Source organism: Haloplanus vescus (assembly GCF_900107665.1).
GTDB lineage: Archaea > Halobacteriota > Halobacteria > Halobacteriales > Haloferacaceae > Haloplanus > Haloplanus vescus.
In genome coordinates this window covers 58,250-84,199 of record NZ_FNQT01000004.1, presented here as the reverse complement: position 1 = coordinate 84,199, position 25,950 = coordinate 58,250, and the positions used below count along the sequence as shown (strand labels likewise).

18 protein-coding genes are annotated in these 25,950 nt (G+C 58.7%); 14 read left to right on the top strand and 4 right to left on the bottom strand.

The window, feature by feature from the left end; all coding sequences use genetic code 11:
• Positions 1-96 precede the first annotated feature (96 nt).
• Together BLU18_RS12215 and BLU18_RS12210 are read right to left on the bottom strand one after the other, a co-directional pair.
• Positions 97-984: a DUF8172 family protein gene (locus BLU18_RS12215; protein WP_092635472.1), complete on the bottom strand. Its 888-nt coding sequence runs from the start codon at positions 982-984 to the stop codon at positions 97-99.
• Positions 985-1,036: 52 nt separating this feature from the next.
• On the bottom strand, positions 1,037-1,333 hold the full coding sequence (locus BLU18_RS12210) for a PadR family transcriptional regulator (protein WP_092635471.1): 297 nt from the start codon (positions 1,331-1,333) through the stop codon (positions 1,037-1,039).
• A 134-nt stretch (positions 1,334-1,467) separates the two neighbouring features.
• Here BLU18_RS12210 and BLU18_RS12205 point away from each other — a divergent pair, with 134 nt between their 5' ends.
• The 5 genes from BLU18_RS12205 to BLU18_RS12185 all read left to right on the top strand — a co-directional run bounded on the left by BLU18_RS12205 (position 1,468) and on the right by BLU18_RS12185 (position 3,879).
• Positions 1,468-1,635: a DNA-binding protein gene (locus BLU18_RS12205; RefSeq protein WP_004048632.1), complete on the top strand. Its 168-nt coding sequence runs from the start codon at positions 1,468-1,470 to the stop codon at positions 1,633-1,635.
• Between the two features lie 75 nt (positions 1,636-1,710).
• The gene (gene xseA, locus BLU18_RS12200; protein ID WP_092635469.1) at positions 1,711-2,763 is read left to right on the top strand and encodes an exodeoxyribonuclease VII large subunit; all 1,053 of its coding nucleotides are present in this window, start codon (positions 1,711-1,713) and stop codon (positions 2,761-2,763) included.
• A gap of 3 nt (positions 2,764-2,766) precedes the next feature.
• A complete protein-coding gene (gene xseB / locus BLU18_RS12195) occupies positions 2,767-2,949 on the top strand; it encodes an exodeoxyribonuclease VII small subunit (protein ID WP_092635467.1) in 183 nt (60 codons plus the stop codon).
• Between the two features lie 147 nt (positions 2,950-3,096).
• On the top strand, positions 3,097-3,471 hold the full coding sequence (locus BLU18_RS12190; protein ID WP_092635465.1) for a metalloprotease family protein: 375 nt from the start codon (positions 3,097-3,099) through the stop codon (positions 3,469-3,471).
• Between the two features lie 183 nt (positions 3,472-3,654).
• On the top strand, positions 3,655-3,879 hold the full coding sequence (locus tag BLU18_RS12185) for a hypothetical protein (protein WP_218124102.1): 225 nt from the start codon (positions 3,655-3,657) through the stop codon (positions 3,877-3,879).
• A 21-nt stretch (positions 3,880-3,900) separates the two neighbouring features.
• On the opposite strand, the gene BLU18_RS12180 is transcribed toward BLU18_RS12185, so the two are convergent.
• Positions 3,901-4,104: a hypothetical protein gene (locus BLU18_RS12180; RefSeq protein WP_092635461.1), complete on the bottom strand. Its 204-nt coding sequence runs from the start codon at positions 4,102-4,104 to the stop codon at positions 3,901-3,903.
• Positions 4,105-4,243: 139 nt separating this feature from the next.
• Between BLU18_RS12180 and BLU18_RS12175 the strand changes: the two genes are divergently transcribed.
• Genes BLU18_RS12175 through BLU18_RS12140 form a run of 8 tightly spaced genes read left to right on the top strand, consistent with a single transcriptional unit; the run spans position 4,244 to position 18,110 of the window.
• Positions 4,244-4,666 carry a hypothetical protein gene (locus BLU18_RS12175; RefSeq protein ID WP_004594540.1) on the top strand — a complete coding sequence of 141 codons (423 nt, stop codon included), beginning with the start codon at positions 4,244-4,246 and terminating at the stop codon, positions 4,664-4,666.
• Positions 4,656-6,347, top strand: coding sequence for a DUF8186 domain-containing protein (locus BLU18_RS12170; RefSeq protein WP_218124101.1), 1,692 nt, complete (start codon positions 4,656-4,658; stop codon positions 6,345-6,347). Before BLU18_RS12175 ends, BLU18_RS12170 begins: the two co-directional genes overlap by 11 nt.
• On the top strand, positions 6,347-7,249 hold the full coding sequence (locus tag BLU18_RS12165; RefSeq protein WP_218124100.1) for a hypothetical protein: 903 nt from the start codon (positions 6,347-6,349) through the stop codon (positions 7,247-7,249). Before BLU18_RS12170 ends, BLU18_RS12165 begins: the two co-directional genes overlap by 1 nt.
• Positions 7,242-8,615 carry a TrbL/VirB6 family protein gene (locus BLU18_RS12160; RefSeq protein WP_092635455.1) on the top strand — a complete coding sequence of 458 codons (1,374 nt, stop codon included), beginning with the start codon at positions 7,242-7,244 and terminating at the stop codon, positions 8,613-8,615. Before BLU18_RS12165 ends, BLU18_RS12160 begins: the two co-directional genes overlap by 8 nt.
• Before the next feature lie 6 nt (positions 8,616-8,621).
• On the top strand, positions 8,622-9,635 hold the full coding sequence (locus tag BLU18_RS12155) for a TraC-like domain-containing protein (protein WP_092635453.1): 1,014 nt from the start codon (positions 8,622-8,624) through the stop codon (positions 9,633-9,635).
• Positions 9,632-11,701 carry a VirB4 family type IV secretion system protein gene (locus BLU18_RS12150; RefSeq protein WP_092635451.1) on the top strand — a complete coding sequence of 690 codons (2,070 nt, stop codon included), beginning with the start codon at positions 9,632-9,634 and terminating at the stop codon, positions 11,699-11,701. Before BLU18_RS12155 ends, BLU18_RS12150 begins: the two co-directional genes overlap by 4 nt.
• Positions 11,694-16,058, top strand: a complete 4,365-nt coding sequence (locus tag BLU18_RS12145; protein ID WP_092635449.1) for a primase-like DNA-binding domain-containing protein — start codon at positions 11,694-11,696, stop codon at positions 16,056-16,058. Before BLU18_RS12150 ends, BLU18_RS12145 begins: the two co-directional genes overlap by 8 nt.
• Positions 16,059-16,097: 39 nt before the next feature.
• On the top strand, positions 16,098-18,110 hold the full coding sequence (locus BLU18_RS12140; protein WP_092635447.1) for a cell division protein ZapB: 2,013 nt from the start codon (positions 16,098-16,100) through the stop codon (positions 18,108-18,110).
• Positions 18,111-18,233: 123 nt separating this feature from the next.
• Here BLU18_RS12140 and BLU18_RS12135 read toward each other — a convergent pair whose 3' ends face one another.
• Positions 18,234-18,731 (bottom strand): hypothetical protein, encoded by a 498-nt coding sequence (locus tag BLU18_RS12135; protein WP_092635445.1) that lies wholly within the window; start codon positions 18,729-18,731, stop codon positions 18,234-18,236.
• Positions 18,732-19,014: 283 nt separating this feature from the next.
• Here BLU18_RS12135 and BLU18_RS12130 point away from each other — a divergent pair, with 283 nt between their 5' ends.
• Positions 19,015-25,530, top strand: coding sequence for a sacsin N-terminal ATP-binding-like domain-containing protein (locus BLU18_RS12130; protein ID WP_143025269.1), 6,516 nt, complete (start codon positions 19,015-19,017; stop codon positions 25,528-25,530).
• Positions 25,531-25,950 lie beyond the last annotated feature (420 nt).

Sequence of the window (25,950 nt, the reverse complement as noted above, 5' to 3'; positions counted from 1 at the left end):
GAAGAGACAGTTGACTACCTCGCCGAGGAACTCGACCTCGAGCGAAGTGAACACGTTCGCGAGGTCGGACAGTCGGTCGCCGAGCTTCGCGACTGATCAGAACATTTCTCTGAAGTCCCGTTCGACCAGTCCGTTCTCCAGATACGTGAGGAACTCTTGTTTCGTTGGTCCTTGACGGTCAAGTAGATCGTCCCGTCCTGCTCGTTCGAGAACTGCCTGCGCGAAGTCCGTACAGTGAGATTCGTGCTGCCCAGCATACTCTGTGAGGGCTTCTCTCCAGTGCATATCCAGCTCGAACTCGGCTAATCGGATTTGGATCCCGTCTTTCCGTTCGACGACGTCGACGTCCAAGTCTTCGAGTTGCTTGAAACGGAGGTTGTTCCGGCGGACAGTAATGAGCCGTTTGGAATCGACGATATAGGGATCGACCCACTCTCGCCAGGAATCGTCGTCGACGTGCGTTCGTGGCATCTCAAAATCCGGGTCCACACTCTCAATACAGAACTGCAGCATCGCGATGCCAGTTCGATGATTCGCATTCGGGAGGGAATGTCGGAGGATCAAATTCGACATCACCTCTCCAGCGACGGTCGGAAGCGGTGCTTCCCAGGAGACGTGATCGAGTGCCTGCTGGATCTTTTGTGGTTCGAACTCCTTGTAGAGCCGGAACTCATCCTCATCTCGAACATCGACCGCGGCTTCGAGCAACTCTACTAATCGGAATGCGACAACCTGCCCAGCACGGGGGAGGTCACGAATACGGTCGCTCAGCCATTCCTGATCAAAGTCGATATCTTGCGCTGATTCGATCTCTGAATCGCCTTCGTAGAGCACATAGACCGGTGTTTCAAAGGGGTACCCGATGAGCTTTGTCGACTCGTCGGATTGCTCTCGCTGAGACAGGATCTCTGCCACCGATGCCGAGCTAAATTTGAGGGAGAAATTCTCGGCCTGTGGGTGGTGATAGAAGACGAGCCGAGCCATCTTACTGTGGATTCGTGGGAAGTGGGTAAAGCAGTCCCGCTTTATAATGATTCTACGACGTAGTGGGTGCGTTCACGTCTTCTAAATACTGACTTTCCCACTCACGTCGCGCCTCGATTTCCCGCAATCCGCGCTGCGTGACCGTGTACACGTTCGTCCGCTTGTCGAGTTCACCCTTCTCCAGCAGTCCTTTGTTGACGAGATCGTCGAGATTCGGATAGAGGCGGCCGTGGTTGATCACCTGCTCGTAATAGTCGTCGAGTTCGTCCTTGATTGCGAGCCCATGTGGTTCCTCGAGCCCGGTGGTTACGTACAAGATATCCCGCTGGAACCCAGTTAGATCGTGCATCTGCCTGTTCCCTATTTTTGAGGGGTGGCATATGTTCTCTCTGATACTCAGAGGCGAATTCGGTGTGACTGGTCAGGAAGACTACGTGAGAACTTCGAACCTATATATAGCGGACGGGAGAAATCCGCGATGGAATGTCTGACCTTATCGTCAAAGCAGCCGTGAAGGACGCACTTTCGGACCACAACGTCTCGGCAGATTTCTACGACGCCCTCAACGAAGAGGTCGCCGAACTGCTCGACGACGCCGCAGAGCGTGCCGAGGCCAATGACCGGAAGACGGTCCAGCCCCGCGACCTGTAGGCCTGCGTAACGCAGCCAACCCTGTCACTCGAACGTAGCTTTTTGAGGTTCCTGTTCAGAAGTTAGGCAACGGAGATGGCGGACGCACCGGATACCGAACGGCAGGCGGTCGAACCCGATGCGAGAGAGGTCCTTAGCGTGTCCCAGCTGAACGATCGGATTGCGTCGGTCGTCCAGGACACGCCTGCCCTCAACGGCGTCCGCTGTATTGGCGAGGTCACCGACCTCCACCAGAACAGTACGGCGCTTTACTTCACGCTCACCGACGGCGATGCCGAGCTCCCCTGTATGATCTGGGCGAACCGTTACCGGGAGATGGACGCCGACCTCGACGACGGGACCGAAGTCATCCTCGAGGGAGATATCGACTACTGGGTCGAAGGTGGGAAAATCGATCTCAAGCCGTGGGAAGTGATCGTCGTCGGCGACGGTGACCAGGCGGCTGCCGTCGAGCGACTGCGAAGCGAACTCGAAGAGCGTGGCTGGTTCGGCGACGAGCAGAAACAGCGCCCGCCGGCGTTCCCGGAACGGGTCGGTGTTGTGACCTCACTCCGAGGGGATGCTCGGTACGACATCCAGAGCGCGATCCACGAGCAAGACCCTACCGTCGACATCCTGGTGAAGGATGCGACCGTCCAAGGGTCAGAGGCCCCGACATCTATCGCGAACGGGATTCACCATCTGGACCGCTCCGAGGACGTCGATTCGATTATTGTCGGGCGGGGCGGTGGGAGCGATTCGAACCTCCAAGCGTTCAACACCGAGCGGGTCGCGGAAGCGATCTTCACCGCGAACACCCCGATTGTCACGGCAATTGGCCATACTGACGACCGGCTAATCGCGGATCGGGTAGCGGATATGGCCGCGATCACACCGACAGCGGCCGGCGAGTACATCGCGAAGTCTCGGAGTGACTTCCTGGCTAGCGACATTGACCCGCTTGAGCAACAGCTTGAGGCCGCGTACGAGACCTTTGAACGGGAGCACGAACACGAACAGGAACTGGCCGAGGCAGTCGAAGAGGCGACCGCGCCTGAGGGTCTGTCGCCAGTTTACTACAAGGCCGCAATTTTCGTGCTGCTGGTGCTGTTGCTGCTCATTACCGCACTCTGGCTGGGGGTGATCTAAGCGATGGCGAAAGACTCGGACATCAGGAGTCGGATGAACCGCATCGAAGAGATTATCGACCAACTCGACGCGGATGAGGTGTCACTTGATGAAGGGAGTGAGCTGTACGAGGAAGGGCAGGAGTTGCTGACTGAAATCCGCGAGCGACTCCACGAAGGCCAAGGCGAGGTCATCGAGATCGAATGAAGAATGGGGACAGTATCGACTGTCTCTCTACATTAACCAACAGACTTCCGTTGATCACGAGCTTGTTGGTTAAGGTCGCTGACCACGGCTACCCTTCAGGCTTAACTGCGATGTCCTCCCATCTCGAACCGTTCGGCGAGAATTCCAATGTTCCATGAGACGGTTCTGATATTCGGCGTCTACCTACTCGCGTGTGGTGTCGCGTGGATCCTCCACGAGTCCGCACACTACGCCGTCCACAGGCTCTATGCGGAATCAGTCTCGTTCGGTGTCAATCGACGTGGCCCATACGTCGACGCCGTTTACGCCCCGTCTGCTCCGACGGTCGCTATCCGACTCGGTTCGATCGCACCGACCCTCGTCTATACCCCCATTGTCGTATTTGGCATCGTAGCCTATCTCTCGTCGAATCCAGTTCCACAGCTGGATCCAGTCGGGTGGTCGCTTGTCGTCGTTCCCCTCGTGATTTTGACTTTTCCGAGTGGTTCTGATATCCAAGCGTGTCTCAACGCCTCAGAATAGCGTTTCTTAACGTGTATTCGGTCTGCGTCAGACAAACACTTCATTAGTTACATAGTCAGATTTTAAGAAATTCGTTGGCCGTCAGTATTTAGTAGATAAGACGCAAGTATGTGTAAATGTATCATGGCACAAGCCAGTCCCCGCAGTACCCCCCGTGAACCTGATACGGACGAGCGGTCCTCCGTGTCAATTGAAGCGTGGTTGGAGGCGGTCAGTAGAGAACTGGATCCCGCCGAGTGCGAGGACCTCTCCGAACTCGGCATTTACTCGATCCACGAACACAGCAGCGCCCGCACGATCACCCTTCCCGAGAATGCGGACGAGTTCGAGGACGCGACGACGGTAAAGCAGTACTATTTCGAGGGCGAGGGGTGCCCGCTTCTCATCGTTGCTCCGCTGCAGGTCTAAGTCGCCCCTGTGGGTCGTAAATCAGCAGTCGGTGTCGTCTTCTTTGTGGTCGGAATAGAACTGGATGAGGTACTGGAATCGGGCTGTATCACTCGTGAATGAATCGAGTTCTTCCTGCAACCACTCGTATTTGTCCTGCGGGATTCGCATATTGATTCGGGCCACATCGTCGCTAACATCCGAGCCGGAGTTGCTGGCGCTGGTTGCTGTGTCCGCGTCTGACATTAGTTCCACCCAAGCTATGCGGTCGCATATATCCCGGTAGAATGAGAACTTCTCTAGAGAACTTGGAGAACTTTGAAGATCTCCAAATTCATCCAAATTTTCTGACCTCTTTTGGTCGTGCTATCCGTTTCCACAAACGATGTGTGCTAAGGTCCCCTCCGGCGAGACGCCGGCCAGTACTGAGGAATCGACGTCCGTCATTCGGATCATCCACAGGTCCATCGGCCCGATTCTGCTTGCGCTCCTCCCGCTGATCCTGTTCGTGGGGACGGCGGCCGCACAGTCGGATCCGGGGAGCGCATTCTGCGACTCGAATATGGCCGACACCATCCAGAACATCTTCACCATCATCCAGTTCGGTGGGCCGCTCATCGGCGGCGTCCTCGCGCTCGGCGCGACGGTGGCGATCCCGTTCACCCGTCGCTCGGACTGGAAGAAGGAGATGAAATCTGTCCGGAATCAGGGCCTGCTCTGGGGCGTGATCGTCGCCCCCCTCGGGACGGAGATCGTCCAGTTCATCCTGAACAACATCGTGGTCGGCGGCACGAGTTGTGGGTTCTAACTACGCAACAGGATTCGCACTCGTCATGTCCGCCGTCCTCGTCGCATCGACAGCCGCCGTTCCGGTGGGCGCCCATCCCCCGAATAGTACTGACCACGGCGTCCCGGAGGAGACCTTTCACAAACTGTGGTCGGGGGATCAAGACGGTGCGACCGACGGTGCGAATCTGAGTAACGGATCGGCAGTCGAGCAGCTTGGCGAGGGGACCGATGTCCCGTTCGATTCGCCCCCGCGGGCAGTCGAGCGATGGAACCGGGGCGACCACCAAGAGTTCCCGGCGACCAACAGCTCCGTGTCGATCCATCCACCAGATGCGGACCTCACCAGCGACCAGTTCATCAAGGAAGCCTATACTGAGGTGTTCGCCGTTCAGCCGTCCACCCGAGCGCGCCTCTCGTCGTCCAGACAGCCGCTTTACGTCGCTCCAGACGGGACGCTCCGCGGGACCGTCGATTACCGGGTGGCAGTGCCGCCTGACGACACCTCCGGCGATCGACGCGTCTACTGGAGTCTGGAGAGCCACCAGGTTGAGGAGACGAGACTCCTCGTCGACGGCGACGAAGAGACGACAGCTGGTGGTTCCCACACGCCGGCACTGTCGTACTCCTTGGATGGATACGCCGGCGAAGACCATCAGCTCACGCTCCAGGCGAACATCTCGGTCCGGCTTCGGAAGGAGGTCGAAGTTTGTACCGCCCACAACGACGAAGGCGATTGTACCAACTGGGAGAGTTCCGTTTCATACCCGACCGAGACCGTCACGGTGACCGATTCCATCGAGGTCACGAAGTACGACCTCGCGGTATCAGGGTTCATCGCGGAGTATCCGAACGGTGATCTCGGCCTCGTCGTTTACAAGAACCAGCCGTGGCTCGGCTACCAGTTGCCCAACGGTGACGTCCGAGGTGTCTGGCGGTTCTACTCAGCCCGAGACAAGGACTGGGATACGCTGGTCTACAGCTCGGACGACGGACAGCGGACCGCCCACTCACCGCTCCATCCACTCCAGGTGAACGCGTACCCCATCGAGACGGGGCCGACGCCGTCGCCCCGCCGGAACGTGACAATACTGGATGTGTACGGCACGTCGACGTCGCCTCCGACGCTCCCATCGAACGTCCACTTGGACGTTCTCACGGAGCCGTACACGGCCAGCTACGGCATCGCGACGCGGGCCACGACCGACGAGCAGCCTGAAACCGTCCGTGCGTGGGGACTCGTCAAAGGTGTCGAGGCAGAGCGGCCCGCCGATGAGTTCGCTCGAATCCAGATCTACGAGAGCAACCTCACCCTTGGGGTGGTGAACCAGACCGAAGACACCGTCACCGTCCGGGTTACGCTCCTGAACGCGAATACCGACGCACCAATCAACACCGCCGAACGGGACGGCTACGTTGTCGTCAACGGGCAGCGGGTGAACACGACCGGGAACGGAACCGTTACGATGACGATTGAACGTTCCCCTGGCGGTGTGTCGGCCCGATACGAACCCGGCCACTGGTGGCTCAATCCTCCCGGCTATACCGGCGACTCGGATACCGTCCTGCTGCAAGGCTCAGTGCTCCAGCTGGTGTCGACGCTGTTCCGGATCGGCGTTCCCGTCTCGCTGTTCCTCCTTGCAGTGTTCTTCATCGATCGGATTACAGGGTGGCGTATCTGGCCCCCGTGGAGGTCACTATAATGATCAGAGAACATTCAGAATCCCATGACCGGAATTCGGAACGGTGGATTAGTCGACGCCGTCTTTTGGCTTCGTCTGGAACAGCCCTGCTTGCAGGAGTAGCAGGGTGTTCCGGAACCGATGGTCCCGGCAACCAGACTGAATCCCCAACAGGTTCGTCCTCAACGTCGCCGTCTACAGATTCGGTATTTGAGGAAATCAGCTTCGCGGGACCCAACCTCGTGGTGACGCTGGCTGATGATCACGACGTCGACCAACTCAATCTGATTGGTCCAGATGGTACTACGTTCGAACAGTCAACCGTTACACAGGGAGCTACAAGAGTCGAAATACAGATCGTCTTCAAAACTGGTGGGACGTACTCTGTCGGCGAGTACGAGTTAGTCGCCGTTTCGGGCGAGACATCTGAGTCGATGTCGCTGGAGATCCGGCCCGATATCCAGATAGCCGATGTCGAACCGGAGTTCGATGAAGATGATGGCTACAGTAGTGGTCGGCTCTTTGTGACGGTCGAGAACATCGGTACTGGTCCCTCCTGGGTGTATAATATTGGCTTCCGGAATGCGCCGTATCGGAACGCACCTGAGGTCATCGAAGGAGACGGCGTTGCCGATACAACGTTCGAGCGTCCGGAGGCGAGCGAAGAATTCCTCAGCCCCGGTACTGAACGGGAATTCCTGAAACAACGGGGTGTTCTCGTCATCGATGACAACGACGATGTCTCATGTGAGAGTGATACTGCAGAATTAACCGTCGTTGTTCAGACCCCACACGGAGATATTGAGCAACCGATTCGGGCAGAGCTGTCCGGTGGATACCATATCGACGACCAAGGCGCGATCCAACACCCGTGTAAAGATGTCCAGATTGAACTACTGGACGGGGGTGGAGAAAATGCGTAGTCCCGTTCGATTCCTAATTCGCTCTATCGTCGTCTTCTTCGGGCTACTGAGTACGGGCACTGCTCCGGTTTTAGCTCAAAGTGACGGGGGCAGCGATGGCGGTGCCCTTGGAGACATTATCATCAACGCTATCCAAGAACTCCTTGAGATACTTTTCAGCCCCATAGAGACCGTCATCGAAAATCACGGTGATGCAGTCTTGCGGACAGTGGTGGGTACTCCCCATCCAGATTCGGTGTTCAATCAGCCGACGAACGCAGCGTGGCCTGGAATTTACGACTACTACTGGGAGATGATCATCCCGCTTTCGCTATCGCTGTACGGTCTCTCGCTTGGGATCGTCATTTTCCTTGAATCGACGAGCCACTTGTTCAACGGATACCATCGCTCGAAGCTCAAGAAACGCGCCTTCGCTGGATTGCTCGGTATCTTATCGTGGTGGTGGATCTCAGCGCTCTCGTTGCGATTTATGGATGCATTAGCTGGGTTCCTCGTCCCCTCGGTGTCAGAGATCTCGCTATTCCAGACGCTGTCGTTCACTGGAATGGGCGTGCTCGGCACAGTTGTTGCTCTCTCAACGAATTTGCTCTTATTCGTGTTGATCGGTCTGATTTATCTCGCGAGACAGCTGGCGCTCTACCTATTCGTGTTCCTGATGCCACTCCTCATTGTATTCTGGATCCCTGGCGTCGGGCCGTTCGCCCTAGTCTCGAAATTCATGAAGAAGTTGGCCGGGTTCTACGTCCCTTTCCTGTTTATGACGGTCCCAGTTGCTCTCCTGTTCCGTCTCGGGGACATCTTGGGAACGAGTTTCGGCCCTTCAGCTGGTGAGTTCGGGGCTTGGTTGACGGCACTCGTTATCCCGCTTCTCGCCGTTGCCTCTCCATTTGTTCTGTTCTGGCAGGCCGGGGCGTTGTTCTTCATCGCCGACAGGGCGGCCAGACATATGTCTGCTGAGAAGGCCCGTAGTCGGTTGTCTAGAGGACGTGAACAAGTCCAATCGGCCAAACAGGGTGGGAGAAACTTCGTTCGAGGAGTGCGCGATGAGCCCGCAGTCAAGAGCGGTGGCCAATACGTCTTGAACTCTGGTGATTCGAGAGCCCACTCTACCGGCCAACGACTCAATACGACTGGCTCTCGCCTCCGTGAAGCGATCACCGACGGCAGCGGTGGAGGGGGAGGAAACAGCGGAGGCGGAAACCTCGGCGGCGGAAATGATGATTCTACGGCCGGCTCCACCACCAGCGAGGATAGTAGTGGGAACGACGGAGGCGAGGAATTCGATCGAGACGATGCGTTCCGGGACCCCCAGACTCGGAACCGGAATCCAGATTCAGCAGATGACCCGCCACGCTATATCCACTAACAACCCATGAGCTCCGCAACTGACCCCGCGAAACGAATTCCGAAGTCGCTCGGTACCGACACCCAGTTCCTCGGGAAGTACTCGCTGACGGACCTCGCCGTCGCCGGTCTTCCCGGTGTACTGGTAGTCCTGGTGACGCAGGTCGTTATCCCACCGTCACTCACCGTTCGTGGCATTCCGGTGTCCGCCCTCACGATCCCCCTCGCAGCGATTGCGATCGCCTTCGGTGGGCTGTTCGTCTACCTCACGCCCGGCTACACCAACAGTCTCGACTGGCTCGGTCTGTTCGTGAACTTCCACCGCAGCGAGACGGAGATCGCCCACGAGGAGGCGAAGGAGTACACTCACGTCGAGCGCGTCTACCCGCGACACAACGCCATCGAGCGGACGGATCGGGCCCTTGTCGGAGCCGTTCAGGTGTCGCCACCGACGATGGCGCTCGCGACCGACGAGGAGTGGGCCCAGAAGGCGGAGGCCTTCCAGGACTTCGTCAATACGACCGTCGAGTTCCCGATCCAGATTTACTCGACGACGCAGGCGTTCCCCGCCGACGAGTACGTCGGGCGGTACGAAGACCGGTTGAGCGACCCGGACGTCAAATCGAACGAGAAACTCCAGGCGCTCATCGAGCACTACGTCGACTGGTACGACCGGGAGCTGGCGCAGCGTCAGATGACCATTCGCGACCACTACGTCCTGATTCCGGTACGACCTGAGGAGGTCCGATACGAACGGGCCAGCCTCCTCGAAAAGCTCGCTGGGATCCCCGTACTGGGCATCCTCATCCAGATTGTCACGGCGCCGCCGGAGGAGGAAGAGCGAGCCGCGATGCTCGAGGAACTGGACGAGCGGCGCCGGCGGGTCGAGCGCGGCCTCCGCGGCATCGAGGGGTGTGACACGCGCCCCGTTGATGCGGCCGAACTCACCCGCCTCATCGCGGAATACTGGACCGGCACGGAAATCGAGTACGGCGACCCCGAACAGGTGCTTCGAACGTCCCCCGTCATCAACAAGTCATGATTGGAAACCTGCTTCCGTTCACCAGCTCGGATAGTTCGGAAACCGACGACGAGGCCCCCGACGAAGAGGGGGAAGATGCTGAATCACAGTTTACCGTGGACTACGAGGCCGACGGTGAGGCAGTCGACGGCATCCCCGAGATCCATCAGACCGTCGTCTCGCCGTCGAGTATCGAGCGAACGCCCAGCGCCCTCCGGACTGACACCCAGTGGGCGCAGAGTCTGTGGGTCGGTGAGTATCCCGATGCTCCGATGGATGGCTTCCTCGAAAAACTGTACGCGGCCGCCGAGACCCAACAGACAGATGTCAGCATCCACATCGATCCTCGTGATACGCGAGAGACGTTGGATTCGCTGGAGAACAAGATCGAGGACCTCGAAGCCGACTACGAGTACCTGACCGAGAAGCATCGTGCGAGCGCCCGGGGCGTCGAGAAAGACCTCGAGGACCACCAGGAGATGTACGACGTCCTTCGGAACACGACGATGCAGGCGTTCGACGTCTCGATGTATCTCACGGTCAGGGGCAACGATCGCGAGAACATCGACGCCGAGTCGGTGTCGACGACAGCCCGACAAGCGCCTGCGAATCTGACGCCGGTGACGCCCCGGTGGTCACAGCTGAAGACGTTTACCTCAGCGAGCCCGATCGCCCTGGATCAGTTCAACGAGACGCTCGACAGCAAGACGCCGATGCTCGGCGGGGCAGTCGGCGCGATGTTCCCCTTCGTTTCCGGTGCGTTTGCGGAACCCGGTATCGAATACGGGACGTACGCGCTGAATTCGAGTCCACTCATCCTCGACCGATTCAAACGGCAAACCGGCTACTGTATGATGGTTATCGGCCGGCTCGGCGCAGGCAAATCCTTCGCGACGAAGCTCCGGCTCGTGCGGCGGGCGATGTTCGACGAGGATACGGTCGTCATTATGCTCGACCCGATGCGGGGGTTCGCCGGCGTCAACGAGGCGCTCGATGGCGAGCGGATCACGGTCGGTGGCCGGCGGGGGCTGAACCCGCTGGAAATCAAACCGACGCCCGACCACGTCCTGCAGGAGGTCGACGACATCGACCCGTGGGGCGAGCAGATCAACTGGGTGATGACCTTCTTCGCGACGTTCTTCGAGCACGTCGCAGACCATCCCCTCGGCGAGCGCAACCAGACGCTCCGGCGGGCCGTCCAGGAAGCCTACGAGAAGCGCGGGATCACACGCGATCCAGAGACACACACCCGGGACTCGCCCACCATCCACGACATCATCACGGTCCTCGAAGAGATGGTCGAAGATCCCGAGGAGTACGGCTACGTCACGGATGGGGAGCAGGAAGCCGTCCAGTCCGATGCCCAGTCGCTGCTGAAGGATCTCCGGCCGTCGTTCCGCGAAGGCGGCGAACTCGAGAATCTGGCCCGCCCCTCAGAGTTCGACCTCGATTCGAAGGTCATCTACCTCGATCTCCACCAGGAGGAGGGCACCCGTGGCCGGGCGGAGACCAGCCTGATGATGCAGGTGCTGTTCAACAGTGTCTACGAGCGGGTCAAGCAGACCGACAAGCGCGTCGTCTTCTGTATCGACGAGGCGCACTACCTGATGAACGACGCTGTCTCGCTGGACTTCCTGGAGACGGCCGTCCGACACAGCCGCCACTTCGATCTGAGCCTCGAATTTATCACGCAAACGGGGGGTGAATTCGCGCTGACGCCGGAGGCACGCACCATCGCGAACCTCTGTTCGCTGACCGTCCTCCACCGCGTCAACGAGGAGAAAGAGAAGATCGCCAAGTGGTTCGACCTCAGCGAACGGCAGGTGAACTGGGTTACCTCCGCGAAGGCCGGAGAGGACGAGGACGGCTACTCGGAAGCGCTGGTCGGCATCGACCAGGAGGGCTGGTTCCCACTCCGAATTCGGGCGAGCGACTACGAGGCCCACGTCATCGACGGCGGCGCTGCGGACGTGGCCGAGCTCGAGCCCGAATCGACGACGAGCGTGACGAATCCAGATAGCCGACCCGCCGGCACGCGTGCCGACGGCGGTGAACCAACTAGCACTACCTCTCAGGAGGATGACTGAGCTGACCCCGTCAGAACGCCCGGCAGTGGCTAACGGCGACGAGTACATCCGGATCACTCCCTCCCGGAGCGATCTCGCGCCGGAGACCGTAGTCCGCCAGCTGGCCGGCCTCCACGGCCTTGACGCTGGCAAAGACGGATTTCTCGCAAGTATCGGTCCCTTCAGCGATCCGCCACCGGTGTTCGAGTTCCTCGCAGTGAGTGAGGGGGCAGACGAGCCGGTCGAGTTCTATTACGGGGCCGACCGCCGATTAGATGCCTTCGAGGAACGCCTCCGGACGCTGTATCCTCCGACCGTCACGTTCGAGCGGGTCACCCTTGACTTGGAAACGAAGCTACTCCCATCGACAGCAGACCCATCTCAGGACCACAGTACCGGGAGAGACGATAGCCACGGAATGAATCCCAGGACACCTGAGGAATCCCCCGGAGACCCAAATTCGGATTCAGAGCCCGTGACTCTCTTCGGTTCGACGGGGCAGGAACCGGTCGGTGATGGCGGAAGTGTGCTGTCGGAGAGCTCTACGTCGCAGGACGAAGACGTGGATCTGTTCGAGGCCGATTCAAGTGACGAGTCCACAGCGGCTGGTCCGTCCGACTCCGAACTCGATGCCGATCACCAGCCGGCCCATACGCAACCGACCGTCGATGAGACGACCCCACTGGGAATCAGTTGGCACGGGCAGGCTACCCGGCGGGAAGACTGGATGACGACACTCCCCCAATTCACGAATACGGAAGACGACGATGACGATCACGCTCGGGCCCCGCTCGCGTCACTCATCGATCAGCTGACCCGGGCCGAACACCCGATCGCCTTCCAAGTACTCTTTCAGCGGAAATCGAACTGGACGCACGAGGCACGAGAGCGCCAGCGGAAGCTCCGTGAAGGCGAAGACCGGGTCGTCGACTGGTTCTTCGGAGAACTCCTCGGAAACACGGAGAACGAACCACAGAGTCCGTCGAACACCGGGCGACAGCGTCGGTATCTCGACATCGGTGGGCGGGAGCGAGTCGAGGCTATCGACGAGAAGGAGCCACAGCACACGTTCACGGTGAATATGCGGGCACTTTCGCTCGTGGCTTCCGACCGACAACGAGAGCGGGTTGACCATCGTCTCGACGATATCGGGTCGGTGTTCGATCACCTGAACGGGCCGCACTATCGGCTCCGACCGAAGCGCATCCGCCGTGGGCTTCGAAAGGGGCGGCGGGCCAAGAAGCACGCCGACCGGGTACTCAACGCTACGTTGGCTACAAAGAGCGACTGGCGGAAAACCCGCCCCGATCTCGTCCTTGGGCCGGCTGAGTTGGCGAACTTCGTGGTCGTTCCGCCGGCGACTGGCCTTACGACCGAGGGCGGGCGGGGGTCCGACGCCGAACCCGAGAGCCGGACGCCCCTGCCACTCCCGGCGCAGGACCACATGGATGCATTCACGGACTCCGGGATGGCGATCGGCCGCGGTCTCGGGGAGGACGGCACGCCCACGCCGGAGCCGATGCGGATTCCCCCGCATCTCCTCCCGTTCCACGTCGGCCGGTTCGCGAAGAGCGGCGCCGGCAAATCGGTCGCGCTGATCAACGACGCGCTCTCCCTGTACGACCAGACCACGGGCCCCGTGTTCCTGATCGACTCCAAGGGCGGGAACCTCCCAGAGAACTATATGCGGGCTCACGGGAAGCGGTTCGGCACCGAGGACCTCGAAGAGAACGTCCTCCACTTCTCGGTGCCCGACATCCTACCTGGGTTCGCGTTCTTCGACATCACGCCGGCGCTGGAAGATGGGGTTCGTCGCGTCGACGCGATCCAGGACAAGGCCGACCACTACGAAGAGCTCATCAAACTCGTGATGGGGCCGGAGCGGTACGAGGACGCCATCGCCTCGCCGACGCTCATCAAGTACCTCATCAAGGCGATGTACGACGAGGAGTACGGCCTCGAAAACGGGCACTTCCGGCAGGATACGAACTACTTCACCCACGACCAGTTCGAGCAGGCGGTGACCCAGTTTCACGCCGCCGGGCCACCAGATTCGACACCGGAAGATGCACCGCGAGCCAGCGACCCGCAAGTCGCGGAGAAGCTGGAGCGACACCTGCGCTCGAACCCGGCGACGTTCTCGAACGTCGTGAGCGGCATCAGCAACCGAATGGATTACATCACGCAGGACGCCCACCTCCGACGGATCTTCAACAATACCCAGTCGCAGTTCGACTTCCGCGACCTCCTCGACGAGGACAAGGTAGTCATCTTCGACCTCGGCGATCTCCGCGACGAAGCCGCCCGCGTGATGACCGGAGTCATTCTGACGCAACTCTATGACGCTGTCAAGCGTCGCGACGGCGACGAGCTGGCCCGCAAGCCGGACGACTACGTGGCGAACCTGCTCATCGACGAGGCGTCGTCGGTCGTCGTCTCAGATACGCTGACGACACTGCTCGAAAAGGGGCGGGAGTTCCGGCTGTCCATCGAACTCGTGACGCAGTTCCCCGAGCAGATGAAGGAGGCCGGCAACCGCGAGGTCTACCTGAACGTCCTGAACAATATCGGCAGTCCCCTCGTCGGGAAGATCGCCGTCGACGCCGACATCGCCGAGGCACTCTCACATGAGGCGATGGATCCCGTCGAGTTCAAGAATCGGATTAGTTCCCTCCCGCGTGGCGAGTGGATCGCACAGCTCCCGAGTCCGGAGTTCGGCGAAACCGGTCCCGACCCATTCAGTATCGAACCCCTCCCGATTCCGCCCGGTCATCCCGATAGCGAGCAGCCTCTGACTGGTGCGCAGGAAGAGCGATTCCAGGATGCCCTAGAGGCCGTTCACGAGCATACCCGAGAGGATTACGGGGTGGCTGGCGGGACGACCGTGGAGAGCCGTGACGCTGCGACTGACGTCGCTCTGGAGAACGCGGATGACCTACCGTTGGAAGTCGCGATGGCCCGTGCGATCCGCGCCGTCCAGCTGTCGAACGAGGTCCGCGAGACGAACGGCTGGGTGTCCGTCGAGGACGTCGACGAGGAACTGCTCTCGCGCATCGAGGAAGGCACCATCGAGGCGCAGGGCTACGAGACACTACCAGAAGTGCGGGAGGCGTCCTCGCTCATCGAGGTCGATCTCCCGGACGGGGCATCGTCGGTGCAGTGTCGGCTCACAGACGAGGGTGAGCAGGCAGCCACGCCCGACACGTCGACGTCACCGACCGGCGGGGGCGAGCACCACGACACAGTCCTCGAAGCGGTCGAGCAGTCGCTCGCAGCGGCGGGCTTCTCTGTGGAGGTCCTCGATCAGAACGGGGAGTCCCGCCCCGACGCCATCGCGACGCATTCGGATCTCGACTGGGAACTCCAAGTCGAAGTCGAAACCACCACGCACGTCCGCCCGGCGAAGGTTCTCTCGAACCTCCGGAAAGCTCAGGAACAGGAGCGAATCCCGCTGTTCGTCGTCGCAGACCATAACGATCAACCAGCCGGCGAGGTCGCCGACCGGCTCGCGAAAATCCTCAGCGAGCCGCGAAATCAGCTTTCATCCGGTGAGACGCGGCTGTATACGATGAACCACAACGTCACATTCAACGGCGGTGCGCGAGCCGCGGATGGGGTGACAGCCGTCCGACCGGCCACTGGCGGCAGTCGCCACACCCGCTGGTTCAAGCGGGATGGGGCGTTCGTCCTCGAGGATAGTGCCGGGGACCAGCACGCACGGATAGACTCCTTCGACGCCGTGTCGAAAGACCAGTTCCCTGCGACGTACAGCTACGACGCCGATAGCGAGACATACACCGTCTTCAGGCCGGGAGAGCTCCCCGAGTCCTACGAGTCTCGCGAGGCATTCGAAGCGGAGTGGGTGCCTGTCAAGCGCCCGTTCGTGCCCAGTACCGACCTCCCGATCCCTGACTACACGGAGCGCACGTATGCGATTGCGACCACCGAGAGCGACCAGACGCTCGACATCTACACGCCAGACACGGAGACGGCCACCGCCGTTCCGGCACTCGTGGACGCGATCCAGGACAGGACGCTCCATCCAGCAGGGGAACCCCCGGATGACTCGATCGATTCCGACGCGCAAGAAGACAACGAGGTGGACCCGTACGGCATTCAGGCATTCGTCCAGGACCGGCTCACTGAATCCGACGACGGGGTTGTCGCGGTTGCTGAGGTCTACGATGCCTACGAGCAGTATGCGGCGGCCGGGGGATACGAGGTGAAGCCGAAAAACCGATTCACACAGACGCTTCGCGACCACGCTCAGTTCGAGCGTGACAAGAAGTGGTTGGACGGCCAGACGCGGCGGTGTTACGTCGGAATCGAGTTGTCCGACGCCGGCGACCAGGAGGGACCAAGCGATGCCAGTGCGTAGTCGTTTCGCGCCCGGTCAGGAGGTGCAGGAGCACACGAGATGACGCTCTCCGAATCAGCTATCCGCGAGTACTACCGTCGTGCCAACCCCGTCTACGAGGCACTGGCGACCGTCAAGGACTACCCGACCATCGGGCTGAACGACTTCGTCGGATGGTACATCAAACGCGACCACGACGACGTCGAGGCGATCAAGGCCGGGTATCCGCAGCGCGGGCGGGTTGCCCGCCTCGATCGTGACTACGACGAGATCCACGACCGCCTCGAACGGACGCTCTACGCCGTCACCACCTACAAGACACCGTCCGCCTTCCAGCAGTGGGAACCCTGTCGCTACGACGAGTCCGAGGAGACGACTGTCTGGCAGGATGAGCCCCCGACCCCCGGGTATGCCGACCTCCGGGCGGTTCCCGCCTGGGGCGATATCGACCTCGCCGACGACATCAAGCCCCAGCGAGGCGACCTCAATGCCGAGACACAGGCGCTCGTCGAGCGAACGCTCGACGCCTACGTCGACGAGTATGCGACGCTCTACGGCACGCGGGACGCGGTGTATGCGTTGGACTCCGTTGGGGGCGCGTACGTCTTCGGGGCACCGGAGGCCACGCTCCCGATTGCGGACCACTTCAGCGAGGATCCGGATGCGCTCGAACGAGTGTACGACGAGTTCCTCGACCGCTCGAACGTATGGCTCCAGGAGGCAGAGGCCCGCGTGAACGAACGCGTCGACGGCGCCGGCGACGTCATCCAGCCCGACTGGGTGAACAACAAGAACCGCCAGTACAAGCCGCCACTCTCGATCCACGCCGATCACGATGCCGTCGTCACGCCCATCGCGACCGACGACGTCCGCTACGAGCTCCGTCCGTTCGAGACCGTCGATGACACCCTTATCGAGCAGGCGGTCAGCTGGGCTGATGATCTCACGCGAGTCGAGCACACGGATTGTGTCGACTCGCTGGTCGCGACACTCTGGCCGGATCTGTACGAGGACCACGACGGGTGGCGGGCAACGCTGAAGGCGTGGGTCGAAGCGGAGCGTGAGCGGGAACGTGAACGTCAGCGACAACGTGAGGCGGCGCTCCAGCGACGTGAGGAGCGGTTGGCAGAACTCGACGGTACCCTCGAAGGCCGGCCCATTTCGCCGTTCAAAGAGGACGTCTACGAGGCTGTCGAGAACATCGATATCACCGAGATTGCCCGTCACTACGCGAGCGATGCCTACGATACGGATCCAAACCAGCCGCGGCCGCAGTTCGATCCGTGCTGGCGCCACAGTGAGAGTGGTCAGTCCTGTTTCGTCGACGAGCAGGCCAACACCTTCGGCGATTCAAAGGTGAACGGTGGGGGTGGGCCGGCGAAACTGATGGCGCTCGCGACGGGGATCGTTGCCGACGCCGATGCGAACCTGGATGGCGAAGACTACTGGGCTGCCGTCGACGAACTCCGGAGCGTCGGCTATGACATCCCGGTGTGGATCCCGGAGGCTGGATCAGACCGTGTCGACGGCGGGTCCTACGACCAGATGCCCTTCTGGGCCGTTCGGAAAGCAGCTGTCGCGCTCGAGGTTTGTCCCGAGGACGCGTTCGTCGATCGTGAGGGAGAGAATGGAACCTACGAGGGATTCCCCGGCTACGAAACATACAACGAGACGCTGGAAGCCATCGAAACAGCAGGGCTGAAACACGGTCGAGAGCGAGTTACCCCTGATGAGAACGCGGCTGGCGATGAATCGGAGCCAGCCAGTACTGCCTCTGCGAGCGACGAGCGATCTGGTGACCTAGATCAAGCTCATCTTCGCGAAAAGAACCGGCTGTTGGCAGCGAAGGTTGAACGTCTCGAAGCTAAACTGGAGGGGAAATCAGAGCGAATCGAGGAATTAGAGACGGAGGTCGACCAACTCCGAACGGAACTCACGACCGTCCGCTTCGAACGCGACCGTCTGGAGGCCGTACTCAAAGAGCGCGGGTTCGGTCAGGAGCCGAGTCAAGAAGGCCGGGAGGAACAGTCGCCTCTTGACAAGGCAAGGCGGGTTCTTTCGTTCGGTGAATAGATTTACCACAATCCCCGGTGAAATTCTCAGTTGCTGATAGTCTGTTTAGGCCGTGTGTATACAGCGCGCGCATCGGTCACACGAAAGCGTACGTGAATGACCTCCAAATCAGGAGAAATAGTGTTACAGATTCTTCGCGATGTCATTGAGCTCCTTGGTCCGGTTGTCGGTGATTCGCTCCGCCGGTGGTTCCTGATCTTCCTCTTCCTCGATCGGGAACAGGGTCTGTAATCGGTTCTTCTGACGCTCCACACCAGGGTGAGACAAGTCAATCGTAACCGGATGGTCCTCGTTGATATCCTTGTTAGCGAGATTGTTGATTAATCTCAGAGGCAACGGATAGAACGTATCCAGCTCTGCATCCCAGTTACTGCCGTCGTGCAGATCCAAGATGATAGAGTACACCTTCTCGAACTCGTCGTTCTTGTATTCAATCTCGTCGTTGACTTTGAAATTCAGGTATCTTCGTTGCTCAACAGAGGCTCGGGACCGGGCTAGTAGACGTGGACGTTCCAAGATAACTTTCGCATCGTAGTTGACCTCGGGGCTGTATCCCCGGTGCTCTCCTTGTCCTTGCAGCCATTCGAGGAACTGGATTTTCGCTCTCTTGTAGTCGGTCATAGTATTCGAACAGGCCTCTCACACCGTAGCGCTCACTATCGGGTTCAGGCATAAAGAGTTTCTGTAGAATTGGCGTTTCAGGCCGTCTAGGCCGTTATTTCGCTAGTAGGCTAGGAGGCTAGTTTCACTAGTTTACAATAGTCGGACTAGTCGGATCATTACTTCCTAAGCGAATTCCCGAGTGATGGAGGGCATCTACCGTAGAACTGTACCTTGAGCACACGCCTCTCGAAGAGTACATTTATCAGAATAGCTACCGGCATCATGTACAACCTACTTCATGATGGACACGCAGGCAGGTGTCACCAGTCGTATATCTCAGCTCTGCCACGAGGAATACATCGAACTTCTGAGTGGGCTCAATAACCGAACCGCCTGGAATCGAGAAGGCGATCTTGGGTACGGGAACCAAGTCGTGTCTGCCGCACACGACAACCGCACTATTCTGGAGCTAATTCAAAATGCTCGAGACGCGATTGTCGAGAGTGAGGAAGAGACCAATGGACGAGTCGCAGTTATTGTGGGGCCAGAATCACTACTAATTGCCAACTCCGGTGAGCCATTTCATTTAGACGACGATGACGTGTTCGAGGCAGTCACATCTCTGGGACGTTCTGCCAAAGCAAAGGAACGGGATTCGATCGGGGAGAAGGGAGTCGGACTAAAATCGATTTTACAGCTGAGTGAAGCATTCAGCATTCACTCAAGCGTGGACGGTGAGGATTTCTCGGCTACGTTCTCTCGGGCGAAGAGTGCGCAAATGGTTCTCTCGATGTATGAAAGATTACTCGATACCGATTCTTTCGTCGACCGTCTCGGAGTCACCGAGACCCAGTCGGATTTCTTAGACACAGGCCGCTTTTCATTCTCCGATCAAAGTGTCGTCCCGGATAGTATCGATATAGACGAACTGGTGGATCAACTCCTCAATGAGCCGAGACAACCGCCGCCGACCCCTGTAGATATTCTCACAGACATTCCCCGGATCTCCCTGTTCCGTTATCCGTTCCTACAGAACGATACTCAAGCGGACTCAACGCCACTCCAGACACATCTCATTCGGGATAATGTATCGAGCGCGAACCTCTCCAAGCGAGTGGATCCTCAGTTAGCTGACTGGCTAGACGAGTATCGGGGTGATTTCTCAACGGTAGTCGAACTCGAGTACTTGGATGACCAGTGGCGTGATCTATTGGATCATATTGAGTCGGTCCTCACGACATCTGACAAAGAAGGAGCGGCAACATTCACAAACCGGCGTTCGTCAGAACCCGTGGATCGCGCTGCATTCTGCGAACGACGTCGGCGCGAATTCTGGGAAGAGTGCACTGATATCTCACCTGAAACGCTGATTCTCCTTGAAGAGATCGAAGAGCTCGACCTGATTCAGGTGACGCACGACGAGACAGGACAGCTTCAGATTATAGATCGGCATCAGGTTTGCATAGACCAGGCTGATCAACGCTCAATAGACGAACACTCCAATACGACTCGCAGGTCAGTCGATTATACGGTCCAGACCGCCGACGGTACCTCGCAGACTCGTCAGTATAGACGCTACACTCGAACATATGACGAGATTGTTCCGAATGACGACCAAGACGAACGGGACGAGATCCACCTACTGTTCGAACGGCCCCCCGAATCGACGGATGACTGGAACCCATCGCCAAAGCCACTCTACCTCCACTACCCGATAGAGAAGGCTACGACCCCGTTCCCGTTCGTCGTCCACGCACCATTCCGGGTCGAGTTCGATAGGCAGTCGCTCGCTGACGACCAACAAAATCTACAGATCCTTGACCGGCTTCCAGACTTAATTGCTGACGCCGGGACAGACTTGGCGAGGGGCGACGAGAGAGGAGCAAGCAGGGATGGATTCAGGCAGTGGATGCCTTGGATGACGATGCCGTTACGCGGGGAACCCAGTTCGGGTTCCGGGACGCCTCTAACCGAGAGCGTACAGGAGGCGGTCACGTTGCTTCAGGATTCTCCGATTGTTCCGACCGATGACACGGACGCACAATGCCCTCGGGATACCCTGCTTGATCCCGAGCGCATTCGAGGGTTCGAGACCCTTCGTCGAGACGCGCCCGAAGCACCGTTACCAGCCGAGACAGTCATTGAGTCGGGAGACACCTGGAGTCAACGTGTCTCTACATTACAGGGCGACACCGAGCATACATTTCGCCAGTGTGCGAGGAGGCTGGGCCTGACCGAGGTTCTGGAGCGTCTTTTCGACGATGACACCGGTAATGCCCGAGGCTGCATCGATATTCTGTGTGAGTACTGGGGGCTCAGTGGAAGCGCTGTTTCCTCTGGTAGGTGGGCGGTACCAGTTGAACGGGTTGAACACGCGGAGGCGTACTTCGAGACGATCTGTTCGATCCTCACATCAGCCTCTGAAGGTGATGAACTCGACTTAGACGACGATTCAGACGTGAAGCGAGCAGCGGGTCGGCTCGGGGAAAAAAGAGTCCCCCTCATACCCGCCGAAGCACACCAGGCTAACGACACTGATGCCTCTAATGGTGTCACACATCTCGTTCGTGCTCGCTCTCGCGGAGACACGCGGCAGGGACACGGAGCACAACGGAGCGAGCGTATTGTCTTTCGCCGAACCGGGAGTAGTCAGACGTCTGAGTCAATTATCTCAGAACTTCCATCCCCACCGACGACACTCCCCGTGTTCGTGGTCCCGTTCCGAACGGAATGGATCGGGCCACTCGAGAGTTTCAACCGGGACTGGGGGACCAGAAATCTGGATAGCCCTGCAGAATTCTACCGACGGGTTGCTGCAGAGGCTGGAGGATATTCGGGGGAGAGAACTTCCGATTCTAGCGTTATCGGTTATCTCTCGACACTCTACGAGACGGTAACACGTGGACAGATAGCGAAGTGGCTTCATCCAATCCCCAATCGGAATCGTCGATTCGACGAGGTAGAGGCCACATTAACTGGTGCCAAGACGAACAAATTGCCTTCCGACTACGATGACTATCTTGAGCGGCGCTACACCCAGCAGGTTGAATTGCCAATCGGACACCAGGACGGGCAGGACGAAACGCTTCCTGCCGAACAAATCGTATTCGGGACCGAATGGGTAAGCGAGTTCGAAGCAGCTGCAGATATTCTAGAAGGAATCGATTCGAGTTCAGATCGATTCTTCGACGCAGGGTCACACGAAGAGTCCCGAGCAACTACGTTTCGGCGATGGGCAGCGGTCATCGAGAAGGCGTCCAGCGTAACACCGTCCGAGACACCGACACTCGCGGAACCAGAAAGCGACTATTGGCAACGGGTGTTTGGAAGTTGGTCAAGTAGCGAGGGGCTCCAGCGGGTCTTGCGTCTGGACTTCCTGATTCATCTGGGCGTACAGATCGGCCCTCGAATCGATTGGCGATGGGTGTTGCCGACCAGAGGAGACGACGATCGTGAGGCAGGTACAATTAGCGTTGCCGATGCCCAGAATCTCGCTCGCGGAGAACCCCTCAACGAAGACGACGGATTCGACGTGCCAGACGAGGTTTTAGATACCTATACCGACGTCATGTGGCGGTCAGACAATCATCCTGCATTCACCGCCACCCACTCAACGGGCTGTGGAAACAACTGGCTGGAATGCGACGAGGAAACATGGGCTGCAAACGATTCGCAAGAGGCACTTATGCCGGTCTGGTGGTACTTCCCCGATCTACCTCAGATATCTGATGGTCGAGCTCGCGAGAAGTATCGGGACGCAATCTTGCTCCTATGGCCAGACCTTGCCGAAACAGTCGCTAACAGCGCGTGGCTCTGTAGCAACTGGCACTCGTTCAGCGAAAGCCCAGACGGGGCTGCTATCCCCAGCCTCGGAACCGTGCAATTAGCTCAAGCAGAGCTCTGGCCTGTCGACAGCCAATTCGAAGATGAGGGCGGGAATGACCGGCTTACAGTCGAGGATGGGACGACAGCTTCGGCAGAGAAATTGATCTTCGACGATGCAGAACAAGTCAGAGGGGCTGCTCAGTATTTGCCGCGAGTCGACAGTTCCAAACTCGAACAGAGGTTAGCTCCCACATCGGGGTCAGAGGCAGTGGATATTTCGTCAGCTCTCAGGATCCTCGGTATTCGAGAAATCGATAATTTGACCCCACCGATGGCAGCTCAGCGACTCAACTGGTTCATTGGGCAGTTCGCAGTGGAGAAGACACCAGGTCAGAACCCCTTCGATATATCGGCGAGCTGGTCCGCACGGGCGCTTTCTGTGCCCATCGACGCCCTGATGCGCCGGCTCGCTTCCGGACAGACACTCGCAGATCGACTCGACGAACGACCAGAGATTCGGCGCTGGATTCGGCGCGATATTTGGCGCCTCGGAACGACGGTTCGAATTACAGAAGGCCGCAACTCGAAAGCGCTTAAGATTGGTGCGGAAGCGCCCGCACCGGGGGCGCCGTCAATAGCACAGCAGCCGGTTATTTTCACACAACCACTCTCCTCGTTTTCACGTGATCGGTTGGTTCGGGACGCACGGCCGTTCGTCGAACGGCCTTCCGACTCGACAGAAGTTGCCCGCCTTCTTGGGACCGAAAGCTCTGCCGACGAAGAGGCGACGACAGTAACATTCGGGATAATCATAGAGAGCGAACCACCGTCTCCTCGACCAGTCAGTGGTGGTGAGGTCGAATCGGGGACGGATCGCCTCGACACCCTTCGGGAGACGCTTCGGCAGCGTCAACAGTACCTGTTGGCAGCATATCTCGAACAGGCAACAGCTCCAGACCTCGAAGAAAAGCACGATCAATTGTCTGCTGTCGTCGAGAACCGAATCGCGATCGTCGCACGTGACGACGATGACGATACGCAGCGTAATTCGGCACAATGGGAACCGGCTGACGGAGCCAAGGATGGAGGACTACATATCGCCCTTTTCGAAGACGCAGTGAAGCGTGTCGATGGTGACGCGATACCGCCGTACCTCACAGCAGATGGTATCGTCCAAGTACTCGAACAGTTCGACCTCGCAGATACCTTCGAGAACGTCTTGTTCAAAGGAGAGTCGGCACTGGAGACAGAGTATCGCTCGGCATTGGAGGAAGTTCGAGCGGAGATCAACGAGCTCCGTACACAGCGTCTTGAAGTTATCCACCACACTCTTCAGGGCCTCGTTTCGACGATTGCACCCACCGTATCCCTAACTGAAGGGGATGAACTCACTGTCAACGCGCGCGTAACGCTGAATGAGTTACACAGACTCGAAGATGACCCAGCCGCGGTTACTAAGAGCACGTTGCTCCAGTCGTGGCTCAACACGCTGACTGAGAAGTGTGGATTCGACAATGAGGTCGCTATCGAATGTATACGTGCCGCAGCCACCGACGATGAGGCGGTGCGACACCGGATCACCTACCAACTCGATCAGTCCGTTAACAGTATCGACATCGACGCACTCGTCAAGGCCGGGTATCGGTGGCAAACTCTCGAAACGTGGCCGTCGGCAAAGGGTACCGCTCCGGTGGAGTCATACAGCACGACTATACAACGATTTCGTCGGTTCTGGAATGCAGTCGGTAGGTACGAAGATGAGGGCGAGGCGACCCTCGAACGCGCAGCCAAAGATGCGCGAGAGGCTACACCGGCTCCAAAGCCAAATAGACGCGTCGCGCAATTCGTTCCGCACGCAGAAACGCTTCCATCCGACATTTGCGAGGTCCGGCTCGGCGCGTTGCCCTACCTCAAGTCAACGCCAGAACCGCTGGAACATCTCAGAGGCGCCGTCAGGAAATGGGGTCGCACAGAGTGGGAAGACCTGAAACAGTCGGATGTAATCTATACCGACCAGACCATCGAAGAGCGGATGGAGTCACTCATCGAAGCGGCGACGACTCCCAATGGCGGTGACAAAGCCTTTGAAACCGCGCTCGCGAAGTTCTACGGCACAACGAGTGACTACGCAACCGATGAGGGCCGAACGAGGGAAGATCTCACGAATGAGTGGCTTCAGGGGCGAGATGAGTCGCTCGATTCGCTCGCATCACAGATCTCAGCCGACGGCTCCGCTTCCGGAGGAGGTTCCCCAACCATCGGCGATTCCTCGGGGGGTGAGTACGGACAACCCAACGTCGGAATCGATGCAAGAGGCCGAGAGGGAGAATTAATTTGCTTGAATCGTGCGTGGCAGCGATTCCAAGCCGCACCAGTCAGCGTCCGTTCGTCGATTTTAGATCGCTTGGAAACGTGGCGTGGACACGACAGGTGGAGACTGAAGTCAGTCGACGAGATTGCAACATCGTGGACCAGTAGCGGCGCAGTGGAGGCCACCAGCCCTGCCGATGTGCTCCGGACAAAGAACCTGGCTGAGACGAGCGATACAAGGATGGCGTTCCACGCCCTGTTCGATACGTCTGCGGAACGAGGGCCAGGGTTTGACTTGATAGATCCCTTCGCGGCAATGCCAGAAACCGAGTCCGTCGTGTCTTGGACACCGGAGTGGATGTATCGGGTCGAGTCGAAAGCCGTCGCAGCGGAACGGATGCGAAGCGGCCGAATCAAATTAACCGGGAACGAGCTACGTATGGCGCTCCGTCCCGGACCGTTGTCCCCAGACGACGCAAACACGGACCAAGTGCGCGCATTCCGTTACATAATCCGACTCGTCGGTTTCTCAACCGACTGGCGAAGTGACAATGACCGCACTGTAAATCTCTTAGATATAGACAACGTCGACGAGTTCGTCGGTATCGAGCGAGAGGAGCGGGAGATTCTAGAAAAGCTTCGTGGTGGGTCGTTCTACATCAGCTTCTATACTGAGGGATAGGAACGGCGAACTCCGAGAGTTCTGCGGGAGCGGCGATCGTAGTTCGCTATTTCTATCACTTGTGTAGCGTTTCAACAGAATCTATTCACCTATACCGCCCGAATAGACAGCCTGACACCACCCCTAGTCTTTCCTAGACACCAGATATGAATGGACTCGTGTGGAGTGCATAAATCGCAAGATAGCAGCACTAGACACCAGACTCACTAATCAGAGAGTTCCCGGACAGCCAACGAAATTTGGTGTCAGGTATCGCTGTCTTGCGATTTAGGGCCGAATTCCGCCACCAGACAGCAGGAAAATCAACCGATATATGGTGGGGGTGGCGGCCCAAAGTTATGTTCGCGGCCAACAGGGCCGAGGTGCCAGGCCGCAGGCCACGTGAGCGGGATTGCCACCCGGACGATGGCGGGAGGCGTG

Coding starts and splice junctions, on each gene's coding strand:
- BLU18_RS12160 (WP_092635455.1), top strand. CDS start 7,242: ATGCGTAGTCCCGTTCGATTCCTAATTCGCTCTATCGTCGTCTTCTTC.
- BLU18_RS12210 (WP_092635471.1), bottom strand. CDS start 1,333: ATGCACGATCTAACTGGGTTCCAGCGGGATATCTTGTACGTAACCACC.
- xseA (WP_092635469.1), top strand. CDS start 1,711: ATGGCGGACGCACCGGATACCGAACGGCAGGCGGTCGAACCCGATGCG.
- BLU18_RS12180 (WP_092635461.1), bottom strand. CDS start 4,104: ATGTCAGACGCGGACACAGCAACCAGCGCCAGCAACTCCGGCTCGGAT.
- xseB (WP_092635467.1), top strand. CDS start 2,767: ATGGCGAAAGACTCGGACATCAGGAGTCGGATGAACCGCATCGAAGAG.
- BLU18_RS12135 (WP_092635445.1), bottom strand. CDS start 18,731: ATGACCGACTACAAGAGAGCGAAAATCCAGTTCCTCGAATGGCTGCAA.
- BLU18_RS12205 (WP_004048632.1), top strand. CDS start 1,468: ATGTCTGACCTTATCGTCAAAGCAGCCGTGAAGGACGCACTTTCGGAC.
- BLU18_RS12150 (WP_092635451.1), top strand. CDS start 9,632: ATGATTGGAAACCTGCTTCCGTTCACCAGCTCGGATAGTTCGGAAACC.
- BLU18_RS12190 (WP_092635465.1), top strand. CDS start 3,097: ATGTTCCATGAGACGGTTCTGATATTCGGCGTCTACCTACTCGCGTGT.
- BLU18_RS12145 (WP_092635449.1), top strand. CDS start 11,694: ATGACTGAGCTGACCCCGTCAGAACGCCCGGCAGTGGCTAACGGCGAC.
- BLU18_RS12155 (WP_092635453.1), top strand. CDS start 8,622: ATGAGCTCCGCAACTGACCCCGCGAAACGAATTCCGAAGTCGCTCGGT.
- BLU18_RS12175 (WP_004594540.1), top strand. CDS start 4,244: ATGTGTGCTAAGGTCCCCTCCGGCGAGACGCCGGCCAGTACTGAGGAA.
- BLU18_RS12215 (WP_092635472.1), bottom strand. CDS start 984: ATGGCTCGGCTCGTCTTCTATCACCACCCACAGGCCGAGAATTTCTCC.
- BLU18_RS12165 (WP_218124100.1), top strand. CDS start 6,347: ATGATCAGAGAACATTCAGAATCCCATGACCGGAATTCGGAACGGTGG.
- BLU18_RS12130 (WP_143025269.1), top strand. CDS start 19,015: ATGGACACGCAGGCAGGTGTCACCAGTCGTATATCTCAGCTCTGCCAC.
- BLU18_RS12140 (WP_092635447.1), top strand. CDS start 16,098: ATGACGCTCTCCGAATCAGCTATCCGCGAGTACTACCGTCGTGCCAAC.